Source organism: Gemmata palustris (genome assembly GCF_017939745.1).
In the GTDB taxonomy this organism is placed as follows: Bacteria; Planctomycetota; Planctomycetia; order Gemmatales; family Gemmataceae; genus Gemmata; species Gemmata palustris.
This window is the reverse complement of the sequence record NZ_JAGKQQ010000001.1, coordinates 7,208,884-7,224,932: the sequence shown is the minus strand read 5'-3', so window position 1 is coordinate 7,224,932 and position 16,049 is coordinate 7,208,884. Positions and strand designations below refer to the sequence as shown.

Here is a 16,049-nt window from a genome sequence, read left to right as displayed (position 1 = left end):
ATTCAGATCAACCAGAGACGCGATCCACGTCGAGCGGTCTCTTGATCGTGTTAATCCTGTCAAAAACTCTTCACTGTTCTCACCGGCCGGCTCACACCGGCCGTTCGCCCGGAGTTGTCATGAACCCAATTGTCGGCATCGGCGAAGTGCTGTGGGACGTGTACCCGGACGGCCGAAAGGTGGCCGGCGGGGCGCCGTTCAACTTCGCGTTCCACTGCCACCAGCTCGGCCACGACTCGGTCATCGTGTCGCGCGTCGGCGCCGACGACCTCGGGCACGAGTTGCGCGACCGCGTCCGGGCACTCGGGCTTTCAGACGAGTACATCCAGACCGATCCCGATCACCCGACCGGCACGGTCCAGGTGGCACTCGACGCGAACAAGGTGCCGACGTACACGATCACCGAATACGTCGCATGGGATTACATCGGGTGGGACGAGAAGCTCGAACCGCTTCTGAAAACGGCCCGCGCCGCGTGCTTCGGTACACTCGCGCAACGGTTCGGCACACCGGTTCCCGTTCACCGATTCGCCGAAAGGCTGCACCCGCGGCCGCGGGATTTGGTCGTGTTCGATGTGAATCTCCGAGGGCAATATTTCTCTGAAGAAATACTGCGGTGGGGAATCGGCACGAGCAATTGGATCAAAATCAACGCGGATGAGCTCTCTGTGCTCAGCGACGTCCTCGGATTCCGATCACTATCCGATGTCATGGACGCCGTGACGCCGCTCGCCTTCGGCTGTGGCGCTACGATCCTGACTCGTGGCGAACAGGGGTGCGAAATCTACAGACGGTGGGAAGAGGACGACGGGGACGACGGCTCACTTTATCCAAGTGAAACATTCACCGAGCCCGGCGTGTCCGCGAAGGTCGTTGATACGGTGGGGGCGGGGGACGCATTCACCGCCGCGATGGTGTGCCTGCACCTGGAGGGGCGGCCGCTGCGCGAGTGCGCGAAGTTCGCCACGCACTACGCGGCCCGGGTGTGCGAGTACCCGGGTGGCACCCCGAAAATCGATCGCGCCGAAGTGGAACGCGCTGCGGGGCTGAAATGATGAAACTGCCCAACTGGCGCCCGCCGACGCTCACCACGGAGCGCCTCGTCCTCCGGGCGTTCACCGAAGACGATGCACAACCGCTCTTCGAGCACGCGCGGAACCCGAACGTGACGCGGTTCACGCTCTGGGACGCGCACCGCACCGTCGCGGACACGATGCTGTTCCTCCGCGATTACGCCGTGCTGCGGTACCTCGAGGGAATGCCCGAGCCCTACGCCATTACCGTCACCCCGGACCCACACCCCATCGGTGCGTGCGGGTGCTTTTGGGCCGCGAAGCCGCACCAGACGATGGAGCTCGGCTACTGGATCGCCGAACCGTTTTGGGGCCAGGGGTATGTTGTCGAGGCGTGTCGGGCGGTGCTGAACTTCGCATTCACCGAGTACGAACCGGAGCGAATGCAGGCCCGCGTCATTGACGGCAACACCGCGAGCGAGCGCGTCCTGACGAAGCTGGGCTTCCAGCACGAAGGAGTGTTCCGCCACGCGCTCCTGCGCCGCGGGAATTTCGAGGACGTGCGGATGTACTCGGTGCTCCGCAACGAGTGGACGAAATCGGGACACGAGTCGGGCTGACCATCGCCTCCACTGTCCGTTTGCGCTCACAGCATTGCTTTGATAGTCATCGTGAACGTGCTGCCCTTGCCGAGTTCGCTCGCTACGGTGATCTGCCCGCCCATCGCGGCGCAGAGTTTCTGACTGATCGCCAGTCCCAAGCCGGTGCCGCCGAACTTGCGCCCGGCCGAAGAGTCCACCTGCGTGAACGCCCGGAACAGCCGGCCCACCTGCTCCGGCGACATGCCGATTCCCGTGTCCGACACCGCGATAAGGATCGAGTCCACCCCGGCCACGGGCTCGCGCCGGGCGGTCACCTTCACGGTGCCGTCCGTCGTGAACTTGCACGCATTGCCCACGAGGTTCAGCACGCACTGGCGAATGCGCGTCGGGTCGCCCATTGCGCGGCCCAGGTCCGGCGGGCAGTCCACTTCAATTTGGTTCTTGTTCTTCTTCGCGAGCGGTTCCACCGACAACATCAGGTCGCCGATCAAGCTCGCCGGCGCATAAGGATCGTTCGCGATCTCCAGTTTGCCCGCTTCGATCTTCGAGAAATCGAGGATGTCGTTGATGAGCGCGAGCAGGTGCTGGCCCGCGGCGTGGACCTGCTGGAGGTCGGCCGTGTATTGCGGCAAGTTGTCCATCGCGGCCTGTTCGAGCAGCATCTCCGAATAGCCGATGATGGTGGTGAGCGGCGTGCGGAGTTCGTGGCTGACCATCGCGAGGAAGCCGCTTTTGGTGCGGTCGGCTTCTTCCGCCGCCTCCTTCGCCACGCGCAGCCGGTTGGCCTCGTCGTCCTGCTCCAACCGCTGTAGCCCGGCACCGACGGCGGTCGCGAGCAACTGCACGACCTGCGCTTCGAGCGGCCCGATTTCGCGCCCGCGTGCGCGCTGCATCCGGCTACCGTAGACCACGCCGATCACGTTGTCCTTCGAGTCGAAGAACGGCGAGACCACGACGCCCTGCACCCCCACCAGGCTCTCGCCCCCTCCGGCCGCCGCCGCGCCCACGTAAAAGGTGCGCTTACCCGTCAGGGCCTGGTTCACGAGCGCGTGACTGAACGCCCGGGCGGGCTGTTTGTCGTCCCTCATTACCTGCGCCGTTACGCGCCACGCATCGCGCTCCTTCACGAGCACGATGCCGGTGTCCAACCCGATGTGCGAGACGAGCGCGTCGGCCGCTTGCTTGTAGAAGGCGTCGCGCTCGCCGGCCTTCTGCACGTTCACGACCGTTTCGAGCCAGCCGACGATCTCCTCGGGCTTCGCGGCCTCGCTGCGGTCGATGAGCGCCGGCTGCGTACCGGACCCCGCCCGCGCGGGCGCGGCGATGGTCTTCAGCACGTTCACCGAGACCGGCTCGGAGTCGCCGGAATCCACATCAATAACGGTTTCGCCCACGGCCAGCCGGACCGGGAGCAAATAGTCGCAATCGGCGCCGGGGTTCAGCACCGCGTGGTTGTCCACCGTGACGGGTGCCTTCGTGCTGAGGTTCGCCACCTTCACCTTGCGGCCCGGTAGCTCCTCGATGCGGATGTGGTCGCGCGACACGAAGGCGTCGCGCACCACGACCCGCGCCGACCCCGACCGCACCGGCCCGCGCCCGAGCTCCAGCGGGCCGCTGCTGTGCGTGAGTTGCTGCGTTTCGAGCTTGTTCGCGACCGTGAGCGTGAGCATGAGAGTGTTCCGAAGAACCGGGCATCCCGCCCGTAAGGGCGGTGGGTGATAACGAAGGCAGCAAGTGACACCGTCTCGCTTTGTTTGCCTTCTGTAGCCGGCCTCACGCAATGGATTGCGAACGTGGGCAATGATTCCGTTTTTGGTTGTGCCCTCTCCCCTTGCGGGAGAGGGTCGCCGCGCTTCGCGGCGGGGTGAGGGGTTGCTTCCGGTGTGTGGCGACCACCCCTCACCCGGTTCGCAAAGCCTCACCACCCTCTCCCGCAAGGGGAGAGGGCACAACCAAAAACGCTGGCGCACCCCACGTTTGCCATTCGTTGACAAAGGCCGGCTGCGGAAGACAGACAATCAGCACGATCCGGTCTGACTACAGTGGACCCCGCCCGCAAGGGCCGGGCGGTGGCTAGCTGACCCAGCGATACCCGCCGCGGCGCCAGGTGCTCCCACCGCCCTTGCGGGCGGGGTTCGCCAACACATTACCCACCCGACAATCGTAACCCAATCGGGAGGCTCTCGCCGAACAACCGCGACGCTTCTTCGCCCTCGGCCGCGACGACCTCCTCGACCATCCGCTTCCACGCCGCGGGGCACGGGTGCGCACGCAGCACGTCCAGCACCCGGTTGCGCGTCGAATCGCTAATGTCCACCGCGCGCAAACCGCTCTGGCGGGCGAGCTGCGACAAGCAAAAGAGCCAGCCGTTCTTCTCGCTGTCGTTGGCCGGCGTGAACGGCAGAAGCTCATCAATCCACTGCTCCACGATCTCGGGGTGAACGACCGAGTTTAACGGACCGTAGAACTGGACCCGGGCGCCGAACCGCGTGAGCGCCCAAAACGCATACGTCGGCACGGGCGACTTCTTGCAATCTCGAAGCACGGCGGCACCGAGCGTCTCGCGGGTCTTCGCATCCAGGCGCTCGAGGCTCGCAGCGGCCCGCCACATCTCGGCGAACTCGTTGGCCGGCGGGCGGGAGAACGCCTTGCCCTTCACGGGAAGGAGCGTGGGCTTCAAGCGGGAGAACAGCGCTTGCTGGAGCGCCGCGTTCAACCCGCCGCTCACCCGGCGCCACATGATCCAATAATCCGCACCGCCCTCGGGGACGACCATCTTCTTCGGGCCGCTCGTCTGCGCCTGGCCGCTCGCCGCGGCGGTAATCATCTTCCACAGCGATTCGACGCGGTAACGGTCGACCGGGTCGCCGAAACCGGGCCGCAGCGTGTAACCCGTGAGGTTGTACCACCGCGACAGGTGCCCGGGTGACCGGGCGCGACCGGGCGCGTTGGCTTCGAGGAACTCCCACACCCGGCGGCACAAACCCGTGGGCCAGTCGGCGCGCGGCGACTCCAACGCGGCTTCGAGCAGTTTGGGAAGATCGGAGGTCGTGGCCGCGGGGACCGCGGGCGCCTCACCCACTTCGGGGGCGCTGGTCCCTGGATCGCCAAACACCTGTGCGATCAGCGCCGCAGCAGCCTGAACTTTTTCTTCCGGGAAGACGTCGATCACAGCGCCCTTCGCGTCGTCATCGATGTCGTCCTTCGTCGGTTCGCGCAGCACGTCGCGGACGTTGAACTCCAGGCGCCAGCGGTTGCCTTCCTTCGATTCGCAGTAAAGTTCGAGCGTGCCGATCTCGGTACACTTGGCCGCGAGCGTGACCGGCACGCGCTTGGCGCCGGCCCTCTTTCCGCCGCGCAGAATCGTGTGAAGCGGCGGCAGGCGCATCAGCGATTCTTCCGGCAATCGCAGCACTTGCCCCGGTTTATCATCCCCACGCACGGTCGAGGTGTAGAGAGGGAACAGTACCGGCTCGCCGAGCGCGAGTTCCAGCACCGGCTCCGGCATGTGAACCTCTTCGCCCTCCTGCATCCGGCGCGGAACGACGCACAACACCGGAACGCTGTGCGCGTGAACCCCGCGCCCCGGTGCATCAGTCTCCACCGCGACGTAGTACGAGCGCGGAATCCCCCCGCCGATGCGCCGACCGCCGGAGTGCTTGAGCCACGCGAAGTACGCTGCGCCCCACGCGACCGCGAGGTCGAGCGACGGACTCGTTAGGACCAGCGGCTCCCACTTCTTCTCCGTCTGGTCGAACCACGGCCGCATCACATCAATGACGCGCTCGCGCAGCACTTCCGGCTGGAACACCCCGCCGTTGAAAAGAATCGCATCGACGCCCTCGGTCGCGGGCACGTGCTGCCGAATGAACGCCGCGAGGTGCTTGCTGACGGCCGCGTCGGAGACATACGGGAGCCCCATCTCCTGGAGCCCGGTGCGGATGCCGTGGGTCGGTTCCGCGTCGAACGGCGTGAGCGGGAAGAATCCGTCGAAGAGGGCGACGGCCACGTCCTTCGGGGTAATGTTCACCGACACCGTGCCACCCACAACGGAGCGCCCCTTCCCCATCACAGTGACGGGGTACGAGGGCGGTGGGGGGGCGGTGAGGAGCGCTTCCTTCGCCCCGCGGCACGCCTGCACGAGCGACCCGAACTGCGCCGCGTCGAGCCGGCCGCCGGGGAGCTTCTGCTCGACGGCCTTCGCGAGCGCGAGGTCCATGTTGTCGCCGCCGAGCAGCAGGTGGTCGCCGACCGCGTCGCGGATGAACGTGAGTTCTCCCTTCTCCTCCCCGGCCCGAATCAAACTGAAGTCGGACGTTCCGCCGCCGACGTCCACCACCAAGCAGCGCATCCCGGGGCGCAGCATTCCGGCTTCCTGCGGCGAGTGCGTGCCGAGCCACGCATAGAACGCGGCCTGCGGTTCTTCGAGCAGCGTGACGTGCTTCAAGCCCGCTTGCTTCGCGGCCTCGGCCGTCAGGTTCCGTGCCACGTCATCGAACGACGCGGGCACCGTCACCACCACCGTTTGTTCTTCGAGCTTGTCCGCCTCTTTGCGATTGGGCGCGTTGTTCCACGCCTCGACGATGTGTTTGAGGTACTTCGCCGACACTTCTAATGGCGACAGGCGCGGAACGTCCGGCGGACCGGCCCACGGCAACAGCGGCGCGGTGCGATCGACACCAGGGTGGCACAACCACGACTTCGCGCTCGAAATTTGGCGCCCGGGCACTTTCGCCCCGTGATTGCGAGCGAACAGGCCCGCGGTATCGGGCGGGTTCTTCTTCCAGGGGAGATCGATCGCCCCGGGCGCGAGGTCGTGCGGCCCCGGGATGTAGAGGAACGACGGCAGCAGGTCGTGCTCTTGCACCTGACCGGCCGCGACGACTTGCGGGACGTGGAACGTGTGCAGTCGCGGACCGCCGGCCGCTTTACTGGCCGTGTCCACGAAGGCCACCGCGACGTTCGTGGTGCCGAGATCGATTCCGACGAGGTAGCGGGGCATAGTCGAAGGTCGCAAAGTCGGAGGTCGTAAAGTCGCAGGTCGCAGGGTGTCAGCGGTCGGCGTCCGGGTTTCAGGGGGACGCGCGACTTTCGACTTTACGACCCCGCGACGGTATTCTGAGCCGCATGGCAACGTCAATCTTAGGACTCGACATCGGCGGGGCGAATCTGAAGGCCGCAACCGCGGATAAACGCGCCGTGTCGGTGCCGTTCCCGTTATGGAAGCAACCGGACAAGCTGCCGACCGCTCTCGCCGAACTTGTGGCGAAGTTCCCGGATGTCGAGGAACTGGCCGTAACGATGACCGGCGAGTTGTGCGACTGTTTCGAGACGAAGCGCGACGGCGTTCACGCGATCATCGCGGCCGTGCGGCGTGCGAGTGGCGGGCGCGCGATCAATGTGTGGAGCACGGACGGCGCGTTCCTGAATTCGGAGGAAGCGAAGCAGAATCACATGAAGGTCGCCGCGGCGAACTGGCACGCACTCGCGACCTTCGCGGGGCAGTACGTTCCCAAGGGCCGGGCGATCCTCGTCGATGTGGGTTCCACAACAACGGACATCATTCCGATTATGGACGGCAAGCCGGTGCCGGTCGGCAAGACGGATTATGATCGCCTCTTTAGCGGCGAACTGGTTTACACCGGCGTCCGCCGAACACCGGTGTGCGCAATCCTGCCGTGGCTGACGGCGGCAGAACTGTTCGCCACCACGCTCGACGTGTACGTGATGCTGGGCAACATTCCGGAAGACCCCAACGACCACGATACCGCCGACAGTCGCCCTGCAACGCGAAAATATGCCGCCGCCCGGCTCGCACGAATGTGTGGTGCCGATCTCGAAACGATTCCAACTGATATTACCGACACCCTCGTGCAAGGTGCTCGTGACAGCCAACTCGCGCGGCTCCGGGAGTGCATCGCTGACGTCAGTGGTTTCCTGAAAGCTCGGCAAGCAGGTGCGGCCCCTGAGCGGGCGACGCCGCAGTGGTCGCTGACCAACTTTCTGGCCCGCGTCGGCGTGTTCCGGCGGCGCGTACTCGATCGGGAGTTAGCGGCGCGGCTCGCCGAATTGACGCCATCTGAAGATGTCGCCTACATCGTATCCGGTTCCGGCGAGTTCCTCGCGCAACAAGCTATCGGCGCCCCCCACCACACATCCCTCAACGACACACTCGGCCCCGACGCCTCCGCCTGTGCGCCGGCCTACGCGGTCGCGGTGCTAGCGACGGAGCGCCGGCGATGATCGTCGTGAAGGTCGGCGGGAGCCTCTTCGACTCCGCGGCCCTCGGGCCAGCGCTCCGCGCGTTCATTGAATCGCTCGGGCCGGCAGAGGTGTTGCTCGTCCCCGGTGGCGGGCCGGTCGCGGACGCCGTGCGGAAACTGGACCGCACGCACGGATTGGGCGAAGAAGCCGCGCACTGGCTCGCACTGCAATCGCTGAGTGTGACGCGGACGTTTTTGGAGCGACTGGTGGGAAGTCGCGAAGAACCTAACCCCCTAACCCCCTTCCCTAAGAAGGAAGGGGGGACAGAACCAAACACAACAGACATCACGCAATCCGCGACGGTTTTAAGCCCCTCTCCGCTTAGGGGAGGGGTTGGGGAGGGGTTGTTTTCAGAACCTCCTCCCCCCGCCCCCCTCGCTTCTGGTGAGGGGGAACCCCCTGCGGGTTCCCCCTGCAACCCCCTCCTGTTAGGGAAGGGGGAGCAGGTATTGGGCGCCTCTGGGCGAACCGCGAGTGTTAACGAGCGGGTGGTTCCCCCCCCCTTCCCTTTAGCGAGGGGAGCGGGGAAAGTAGGTTGTCTCGATTGCTTCACCTTCGCGCTCGAAGACGAGGGGTGCCCCGGCGCCCTTCCTCACTCCTGGAGCGTGACGACTGATTCCATCGCCGCGCGCGCCGCACTGGTCCTCCGCGCCGAACGGCTCGTCCTCCTCAAATCGGTAGACGTCCCGCCCGGTACACCGTGGGAGTTTGCCTCGGCTAATGGCTGGGTCGATACGCACTTTCCCCAGATCGCTAAAGCACTTGCGTGCCCCATTGAGGTCGTGAATTTCCGTTCCAGACTTCACGCTCGCGCCTGACCTGAATGCGTGTTCTATGCTTGGCGCGAATAACGCTCGCCGCTCGAACACGGGAACTCACGCGCCATGCGGTTCATTATTGCGAACGAGTTCTATCAGCAGATGATCGCCGTGCCGGATCACACCCCGGACTGTTTCGTCCGGCCCGGCGAATATCTGCACCACATGTACATCGACGGGGTGAAGTACGCGGTCGCGCCCGCGGTCATTGATTGCCTCGCCGAAGCCGAAGCCAAGGACGACCAGGAAGCTATTGCGCACCTGCGGCTCCACAAACTGCACTTCGAGGCCCTGCTCGCAGACGCGGAGCGCACGGGCACACTGACCGAAGACGTTACGCTCCTGGGAGATGCGCCGCCAACAGACGAAGAGGGGATGCCGCTCACGGGGAACTCTTACATCCCGCGCGTACCGAGTCGGTGGGAAGACCTCGGGCTCGAGTTGCCGTTCATCTTCGACCTGGCGATGCGGACGATTTACACCCGCGGGCAGATTACGGGCGGCGAACTCGCCAACTCGATGGCCGTTCCGTTCCCGATCGTGAATCCCGTGTTCCAGGCGATGCGGAAACAGTCGCTCATCGACATCGTGGCCCAGCGCGGCAACAGCGGCGACGCCAGCTTCGTCTACGCGATCAAGCCGCCCAAGGGCGAAGACGCGCTCCGCGACGCGCTCGACAAGACCAGCTACGTCGGCCCGGCCCCGGTACCGTTCGCGGACTACGTCGAGTCCGTGATGGCCCAAACCATCAAGCGCCTTATCGTCACGCGCCGCAGCATCCGCCGGGCGTTTGAAGACCTCATCATCACGGACGAGTCGTTCAACGAGATCGGCCCCGCGATCAACTCCGCCCAGTCGATCTTCTTCTTCGGCTACCCGGGCAACGGGAAAACGAGCGTCGCCGAGCGCATCACCCGGCTCATGGGCGACGCCATCTACGTCCCGCACGCGGTCGAGGCCAACGGCCAGATCATCAAGGTGTTCGACCCGATCCAGCACACCGTGATCCAGGACGACGACCACCACGACGTGACCGAAACCGTGCTGAAGCGCGGGGTGCAGTTCGACCAGCGGTTCATCAAGGTGAAGCGCCCGACGATCGTGGTCGGCGGCGAGCTCACGATGCCGATGCTCGACCTGAAGTACAACAGCGTGGGCAAGTTCTACGAAGCGCCGCTCCAGATGAAGGCCAACGGCGGCATCTTCATGATCGACGACTTCGGGCGCCAGCAGGTGCGCGCGATGGACCTGCTCAACCGGTGGATCGTGCCGCTGGAGAAGAAGTACGACTACCTGAATACCGTCAACGGCACGAAGGTGGAAGTGCCGTTCGACCAGTTGCTCATCTTCAGCACGAACCTGGACCCGCACCAGCTCGCGGACGAAGCGTTCTTGCGCCGGATCAAGTTCAAGATCGAGATCCGCGACCCGGACGAGGCCCAGTACCGTAAGATCTGGGAGCTGGTGTGCCGGAGCAAGCGCGTCGAGTTCGATTCGCGCGGCGTGGACTACCTGGTTCAGAAGTGGTACCGCCCGAGCGGGCGCCCGTTCCGCATGTGCCAGCCGCGCGACATCCTCGACCAGATGATGTCGATCGCGAAGTACAACATGGAGCGCGTGAACTTCAGCCCGGACCTCATCGACGCCGCCTGCGCCACCTACTTCATCAGCGCCGAGAAGAAGGACTTCGGTGCCAAAGTACGCATGGACTAGGCACTTTTGGGCTGCACCTTCGTCCCCGTCTTCACCATGATGAAGGTGTGAATCACCAACGAAGCACCCAACGCGACGCGCCAAACACGTCTCTCTCCGATCGCCTCAAAGAGCACGCCCGTGAACTCGGCTTCGCGCTCGCGGGCATCGCGCCCGCGACCGACGCGGACGGGTTCGCGCGCTTTGGCGCGTGGCTCGAGCGCGGATTCGCGGGTGAAATGTCTTACCTGCCTAAATTCCGCGCCGAGCGCCAGAACCCGCGCAGCATCCTGGAGGGCGTGCGCAGCGTGCTGATGGTGGGAATGGAGTACGGGAGAGGGGAGGAACCTACCCCCCTAACCCCCTTCCCTAAGAAGGAAGGGGGGACAGAACCAAACACAACAGACATCACGCAATCCGCAACGGTTTTAAGCCCCTCTCCGCTTAGGGGAGGGGTTGGGGAGGGGTTGCAGCCCTCGCCCCTCGCCCGCGTCGCGGCTTACGCCGCCGGCCCCGACTACCACCGGTTCATCTGGGACCGCCTCAACGCGCTCGCGGCGTGGCTTGAAGCCGAAGTGCCCGGCTGCCGAACGGAAGCGGTCGCAGATACCGCGCCGCTCCTCGAACGCGACTTCGCCCGGCGCGCCGGTTTGGGGTGGGTCGGCAAGAACACGATGCTCATCAACACGCGACGCGGGAGCTTCTTCTTCCTCGGTGCGGTCCTCACGGATCTCGAACTCGAACCAGATTCGCCCTCAACATCTTCGCACTGCGGCACGTGTACGGCGTGCCTCGATGCGTGCCCGACACAGGCATTTGTAGAGCCGTTCGTGCTCAACGCGACCAAGTGCATCAGCTACCTGACCATCGAGTTGCGTTCGGATATTCCCGTCGAACTCCGGGAACCAGTGGGGAACTGGCTGTACGGCTGCGACGTGTGCCAGGACGTGTGCCCGTGGAACCGTAACGCCGGCAATCGCTCCCCGGCGTTCCCACACGACCCGGATTTGGCGTGGCTCGACCCGGCGGAACTACTCGGCCTCGATACCGATACGTTCCGCGTGCGCTTCAAGAAGACGTCGTTCTGGCGGAACCGCCGGGCCGGTCTGTTGCGCAACGCGGCAATCGTGTTGGGGAATGTCGGTGATGAACGCGCGTTGCCGGCACTGGAAAAGGCACTCACCGATTCCGAGGACGTGATCCGCGACGCGGCGCGCTGGGCCATCGAACGCATTCATCAGCGCACTTCGAGTGTGAAATCGGGATTGCCGTCCGCGCCCTCGGATTGAGTGAGTCGAAACGATTTGCCCAATGCGGCCGATTTCGTCCACCCACCGGCCTTGCGCACGGCGAGGTATTCCTTCTTCCCGCGCTTGTAAATATCGAACCGGATATCGTCCTCGTCGCGCGCGTCAACGACCCAATACTCTTGTACGTCAGCGTCAAAGTACGCGGTCATCGTCCATTCCGTGTCTTTGACTTCCGAACTCTCGCTGACGATCTCAATGACGACTTCCAGCGAACCGACCAGTTCGGTCTGCGTCCCCGTGTCCCCACCGACCAATTCCACGCGCCCGTCGCGCAGTGTCTCGTGCGAAACGATCATCCCGTCCGGTTCGGTAGACAACTGCGTCCCCAAGTGTCCGAATCGCATCCCTTCCGACACGAACCGCCCGAATTTCGTTTCCTTCATCAGATTCGCCAGCACACGACCGAGTTCCGTGCGGACGACGTTGTGACTTGAGAACTCCTCCATGCTCAGGTCCATCCACACTTTTCCGTTGATAAGGCAGATCCGCCCCTCTTCGGGAAATTCGGCCGAGTGCGACCAGTGCCGAAAGGATTCAAAGTCCGCCACCCACGCGGGCACCACCACCTTCCGCCTCCCAATCGCGAGTATCATTTCCATACATTTCTCATATTCTGGTCGCGGGTCGGGCACCTTCGCGTTTAAGGTCTTTGCGGATAATACCACCCGACTTGCGCATAAACCTCGCCGGACGAATGCGCCGATTGTAAGCCCGCACAGATTGCCCGGTTTCAGCAGGTTCTCATATCTTGGATCGTAAAATCAGGTACTCTACGAAACACCTCCGACTCGCCACAGGTACGACCACCACAGCCGCGGTACAGCAACACAAGCTGAGCTAAGGTACGGGGCCACAATGCAACTGATCCAAACGCTCACCGCCCGCGGACTGCTCAACGAAACCGACCGCGCCCGCGCCGCGGAGACCATCAAGGCCAACCCCGACATCCCCCCGCACCAGATCCTCATCGACAAAGGGTTCGTCCGCGAGGACGCGATCCTGCCGGTCCTGGCCGAAGAGTTCGGCCTCGAACTCATCGACCTGTCGCACGCGAAGATCGCCCCGGACGTGCTCTCCGCGATGCCGCAGAAGCTGGTTCACCGCAAGAACCTGCTGCCGGTCGCCCGGCACAACGGCACGCTCGTCGTCGCGACCGGCGACCCGTTCGACGTGTACGCGCTCGACGAACTCCAGACGCTCACCGGCCTGCACGTGATGCCGGTTCTCGCCCCGGCGCGCGAAATCACCCGGCTCATCAAGCAACACTTCGGCGTCGGCGGTGACACCGTCGCGGCGCTGGCGGAAGAGGCCAAGAACGAAGACGTTGAACTGCTCGAGGCCCTGGAAACCGACGACAGCGAGATGGCGAAGGCGGCGCAAGAGGCGTCCGTCGTCAAGCTCGTGAACCAGATCCTCGTCGAAGCGGCCAACGAGCGCGCGTCCGACATTCACGTCGAGACCGAAGAAAAGGGCATCCGCATCCGGTACCGGATCGACGGCCTGCTCCAGCTCCAGAACCTGCCCCCGGAGATCAACCGGTTCGCACTGGCGATCGTCAGCCGCATCAAGATCATGGCCCGCCTCAACATCGCCGAGAAGCGCCTCCCGCAGGACGGGCGCATCAAGATGAAGGTGCAGGGGCGCGAGATCGACGTCCGCGTGTCGATCATCCCGATGATCCACGGCGAGGGCATCGTCATGCGTCTGCTCGACAAGGGCCGCATGGCGTTCAGCCTCAAATCGTGCGGCATGTTGCCGGACATCTACGGCACGTTCAAGCAACTCATCGACCGGCCCCACGGCATTGTTCTCGTCACCGGCCCGACCGGTTCGGGTAAGTCCACCACGCTCTATTCGGCGCTCAACGAGATCAAGGACGAAGTCACCAAGATCATCACGGTGGAAGACCCGGTCGAGTACAACCAGGACGGGATCTCGCAGATCCAGACGCACGCGAAGATCGGCCTCACGTTCGGCCACGCCCTGCGGTCGATCCTGCGTCACGACCCGGACGTGATCCTCGTCGGCGAAATCCGCGACAAAGAAACCGCGGAAATGGCGATCCAGGCGTCGCTCACCGGGCACATGGTGTTCAGCACGCTGCACACCAACGACGCCCCCAGCGCCTTCACGCGAATGATCGACATGGGCGTCGAGCCGTTCCTCGTCTCGAGCACGGTCGAGGGCGTCATGGCCCAGCGCCTCGTGCGCACGATCTGCCCCGACTGCAAGACCGAGTACGTCCCCGACCCGGACTCGGTGCCGCTCGACTTCCCGGGGCGCACGGGGTCCGTGAAACCCGCCCCGGACATCGCGATCCAGCAGGGCGTGGTGGAGATGATGGCCGCCGGCGCCGCGAACGACGGCAAATTGTGGAAGGGGACGGGGTGCCGGGCGTGTCGCCAGGGCGGGTACCGCGGGCGGACCGGGATTCACGAGCTGCTCATCAACAATGAGGTAATGAAGGACCTGGTCGTCCAGCGCGTGAACGCCGGCGTGATCCGCCTGGAAGCACTCAAGGCCGGCATGATTACGCTCCGTCAGGACGGCTGGCGCAAGGTGCTCAACGGCAGCACCACCATCGACGAAGTGAACCGCACGACCGCCGGCGACATTAGCTAACGGCTTTGGCGTTTAGTTCATTGAGGCAATGCGGCACCGAACCGGCGCCCTTTGTACCGCGCGCCCGCAGGATGGATTCCGAGCTGACAACGTGATAGCCCGTACACTAAAATAGTAGTTCGCAGTTGAGGAACCAACTGTCCAATTGCGAACCGCAAGAGATTCGGGTGGGCGTTTCGAGACCGGAAGTGAGCCGAAAGTGAGCCGAGAATCGCGAAAATGTTAGCCAATGTTAGTGTTCGGCGCGGGGCAGATGTCGTGCGCAGCGGCTGCAAGGAACAGAAATTTCAGTAGTTAGGACGATTTCCCACCCAATACCCCGCCGCAACGCCCCAAAATGTTAGCAATTGTTAGCCCGGGCGACGCAAGATCATATAAGCCATCAAGTTAGTTGCCCCGCGTCGTCGCGAGCCAGTAATCGGTCGTGAGTGCCAAGGCCTGAAGTCGTCGTTTCACCGGAACAAACCGAGCACCGAGCGCTACCATGCCCGACTTCACGTTTGAAGCACTCGCCCGCACCGGGACCAAGTCCACTGGGACGCTCACGGCCAGCAGCGAACGCGAAGCGGCCCTGATCCTCGACGGGCGCGGGCTATTTCCGCTGAAGATCGGGCGCGCCAAGACGCAAGCGTCCAGCGCCGGCGGACTGTTCGGCGGGCGCGTCAGCGGGCGCGCGACCGCCACACTGTTCTCGCAACTCGCGGACCTGCTCCACTCCGGCGTACCGCTGCTGCGGTCGCTCGAACTGCTCGAGCGCCAGAGCACCAACCGCGCGCTCCAGTCGGTGCTGCGCGACATCCGCGCCCGCGTCGCCGACGGTACCGGGTTGGCCCAGGCGATGGCGTTCCACCCCAAAGTGTTTAACGAACTCGCCGTCAGCATGGTCCGCGCCGGTCAGGAGGGCGGGTTCCTTGAAGACGTGCTCAAGCGCATCGCCGCGTTCGTCGAGCACCAAGAGGACTTGAAGGCAAAGGTCGTCGGCTCGCTCGCGTACCCAGTGTTCCTGGCTTTTGCCGGCTTCGGCGTGGTCGCCGTGCTGATGGTGTTCTTCGTTCCCAAGTTCGAGTCGATTTTCGAGAAGCTGAAGGAAAAGGGCGAGATGCCCGACATCACCACCCTGCTGCTCTGGATTAGCCACACGCTTCAGGGCTACTGGTGGCTGATGTTGGGTGCGGTGATCGCACTGGGAATCGGGTTCCGCACGTGGTCGCAGACCCCGAACGGGCGGCTGATTGTGGACAAGCTCAAAATTCGGCTGCCGCTGTTCGGGCCGGTGTTCATGGGTCTGGCGCTATCGCGGTTCTGCCGCATCCTGGGGACGATGCTCCACAACGGCATCCCACTCCTCAAGTCGCTGCACATCTCCAAGGACTCGACCGGCAACAAGGTGCTGGCCGCGGCCGTCGAGCAAGCGGCGGAGAACGTGACCGCCGGGCAAAAGTTGGCCGACCCGCTCCGCAAGAGCGGCCACTTCCCGACCGACATCGTGGAAATGATTACCATCGCGGAAGAGGCGAACAGCCTGGAAAAGGTGCTGATCGACGTCGCCGACGGGCTGGACAAGCGGACCGCCCGCAACCTCGAACTCATGGTCAAACTGCTGGAGCCGATCATGCTGCTGTTCATGGCGGTGGTGGTCGGCACCATCGCGGTCGGCTTACTGATGCCCGTATTCAAGATCAGTAATACGCTCAGTTGAAGAAGTTACGTCTCTCATGGCGGGTTAAC

The 16,049-nt window shown here is 64.1% G+C and carries 11 protein-coding genes; 8 read left to right on the top strand and 3 right to left on the bottom strand.

Annotated elements, in window-relative coordinates; translation table 11 throughout:
• The first annotated feature begins 119 nt into the window (after nucleotides 1–119).
• Nucleotides 120–1,055: a carbohydrate kinase family protein gene (locus J8F10_RS29925; RefSeq protein ID WP_210660146.1), complete on the top strand. Its 936-nt coding sequence runs from the start codon at nucleotides 120–122 to the stop codon at nucleotides 1,053–1,055.
• Nucleotides 1,052–1,633 carry a GNAT family N-acetyltransferase gene (locus tag J8F10_RS29920; protein ID WP_210660144.1) on the top strand — a complete coding sequence of 194 codons (582 nt, stop codon included), beginning with the start codon at nucleotides 1,052–1,054 and terminating at the stop codon, nucleotides 1,631–1,633. The genes J8F10_RS29925 and J8F10_RS29920 overlap by 4 nt, the downstream gene beginning before the upstream one ends.
• 26 nt (nucleotides 1,634–1,659) lie before the next feature.
• Here J8F10_RS29920 and J8F10_RS29915 read toward each other — a convergent pair whose 3' ends face one another.
• Together J8F10_RS29915 and J8F10_RS29910 are read right to left on the bottom strand one after the other, a co-directional pair.
• Nucleotides 1,660–3,285, bottom strand: coding sequence for an ATP-binding protein (locus J8F10_RS29915; RefSeq protein ID WP_210660142.1), 1,626 nt, complete (start codon nucleotides 3,283–3,285; stop codon nucleotides 1,660–1,662).
• A gap of 476 nt (nucleotides 3,286–3,761) precedes the next feature.
• Nucleotides 3,762–6,617 carry a hsp70 family protein gene (locus tag J8F10_RS29910; protein ID WP_210660141.1) on the bottom strand — a complete coding sequence of 952 codons (2,856 nt, stop codon included), beginning with the start codon at nucleotides 6,615–6,617 and terminating at the stop codon, nucleotides 3,762–3,764.
• Between the two features lie 125 nt (nucleotides 6,618–6,742).
• Between J8F10_RS29910 and J8F10_RS29905 the strand changes: the two genes are divergently transcribed.
• From J8F10_RS29905 to queG, 4 genes are all read left to right on the top strand, one after another.
• Nucleotides 6,743–7,858 carry a hydantoinase/oxoprolinase family protein gene (locus J8F10_RS29905; RefSeq protein ID WP_210660139.1) on the top strand — a complete coding sequence of 372 codons (1,116 nt, stop codon included), beginning with the start codon at nucleotides 6,743–6,745 and terminating at the stop codon, nucleotides 7,856–7,858.
• A complete protein-coding gene (locus J8F10_RS29900; RefSeq protein WP_210660138.1) occupies nucleotides 7,855–8,697 on the top strand; it encodes an amino acid kinase family protein in 843 nt (280 codons plus the stop codon). The genes J8F10_RS29905 and J8F10_RS29900 overlap by 4 nt, the downstream gene beginning before the upstream one ends.
• 66 nt (nucleotides 8,698–8,763) lie before the next feature.
• Nucleotides 8,764–10,410: an ATP-binding protein gene (locus J8F10_RS29895; RefSeq protein ID WP_210660137.1), complete on the top strand. Its 1,647-nt coding sequence runs from the start codon at nucleotides 8,764–8,766 to the stop codon at nucleotides 10,408–10,410.
• Between the two features lie 47 nt (nucleotides 10,411–10,457).
• Nucleotides 10,458–11,678 carry a tRNA epoxyqueuosine(34) reductase QueG gene (queG, locus tag J8F10_RS29890; RefSeq protein ID WP_210660136.1) on the top strand — a complete coding sequence of 407 codons (1,221 nt, stop codon included), beginning with the start codon at nucleotides 10,458–10,460 and terminating at the stop codon, nucleotides 11,676–11,678.
• Here the strand turns inward: queG and J8F10_RS29885 are convergent.
• Complete coding sequence (locus J8F10_RS29885) at nucleotides 11,627–12,298, bottom strand: Uma2 family endonuclease (protein ID WP_210660135.1); 672 nt, start codon at nucleotides 12,296–12,298, stop codon at nucleotides 11,627–11,629. The genes queG and J8F10_RS29885 overlap by 52 nt on opposite strands.
• Nucleotides 12,299–12,554: 256 nt before the next feature.
• Between J8F10_RS29885 and J8F10_RS29880 the strand changes: the two genes are divergently transcribed.
• Both J8F10_RS29880 and J8F10_RS29875 read left to right on the top strand, forming a co-directional pair.
• Nucleotides 12,555–14,321: a GspE/PulE family protein gene (locus J8F10_RS29880; protein WP_210660134.1), complete on the top strand. Its 1,767-nt coding sequence runs from the start codon at nucleotides 12,555–12,557 to the stop codon at nucleotides 14,319–14,321.
• 484 nt (nucleotides 14,322–14,805) lie between these two features.
• The gene (locus tag J8F10_RS29875; RefSeq protein ID WP_210660133.1) at nucleotides 14,806–16,020 is read left to right on the top strand and encodes a type II secretion system F family protein; all 1,215 of its coding nucleotides are present in this window, start codon (nucleotides 14,806–14,808) and stop codon (nucleotides 16,018–16,020) included.
• The last annotated feature ends 29 nt before the right edge of the window (nucleotides 16,021–16,049 follow it).

Coding starts and splice junctions, on each gene's coding strand:
- J8F10_RS29925 (WP_210660146.1), top strand. CDS start 120: ATGAACCCAATTGTCGGCATCGGCGAAGTGCTGTGGGACGTGTACCCG.
- J8F10_RS29920 (WP_210660144.1), top strand. CDS start 1,052: ATGATGAAACTGCCCAACTGGCGCCCGCCGACGCTCACCACGGAGCGC.
- J8F10_RS29915 (WP_210660142.1), bottom strand. CDS start 3,285: ATGCTCACGCTCACGGTCGCGAACAAGCTCGAAACGCAGCAACTCACG.
- J8F10_RS29910 (WP_210660141.1), bottom strand. CDS start 6,617: ATGCCCCGCTACCTCGTCGGAATCGATCTCGGCACCACGAACGTCGCG.
- J8F10_RS29905 (WP_210660139.1), top strand. CDS start 6,743: ATGGCAACGTCAATCTTAGGACTCGACATCGGCGGGGCGAATCTGAAG.
- J8F10_RS29900 (WP_210660138.1), top strand. CDS start 7,855: ATGATCGTCGTGAAGGTCGGCGGGAGCCTCTTCGACTCCGCGGCCCTC.
- J8F10_RS29895 (WP_210660137.1), top strand. CDS start 8,764: ATGCGGTTCATTATTGCGAACGAGTTCTATCAGCAGATGATCGCCGTG.
- J8F10_RS29885 (WP_210660135.1), bottom strand. CDS start 12,298: ATGGAAATGATACTCGCGATTGGGAGGCGGAAGGTGGTGGTGCCCGCG.
- J8F10_RS29880 (WP_210660134.1), top strand. CDS start 12,555: ATGCAACTGATCCAAACGCTCACCGCCCGCGGACTGCTCAACGAAACC.
- J8F10_RS29875 (WP_210660133.1), top strand. CDS start 14,806: ATGCCCGACTTCACGTTTGAAGCACTCGCCCGCACCGGGACCAAGTCC.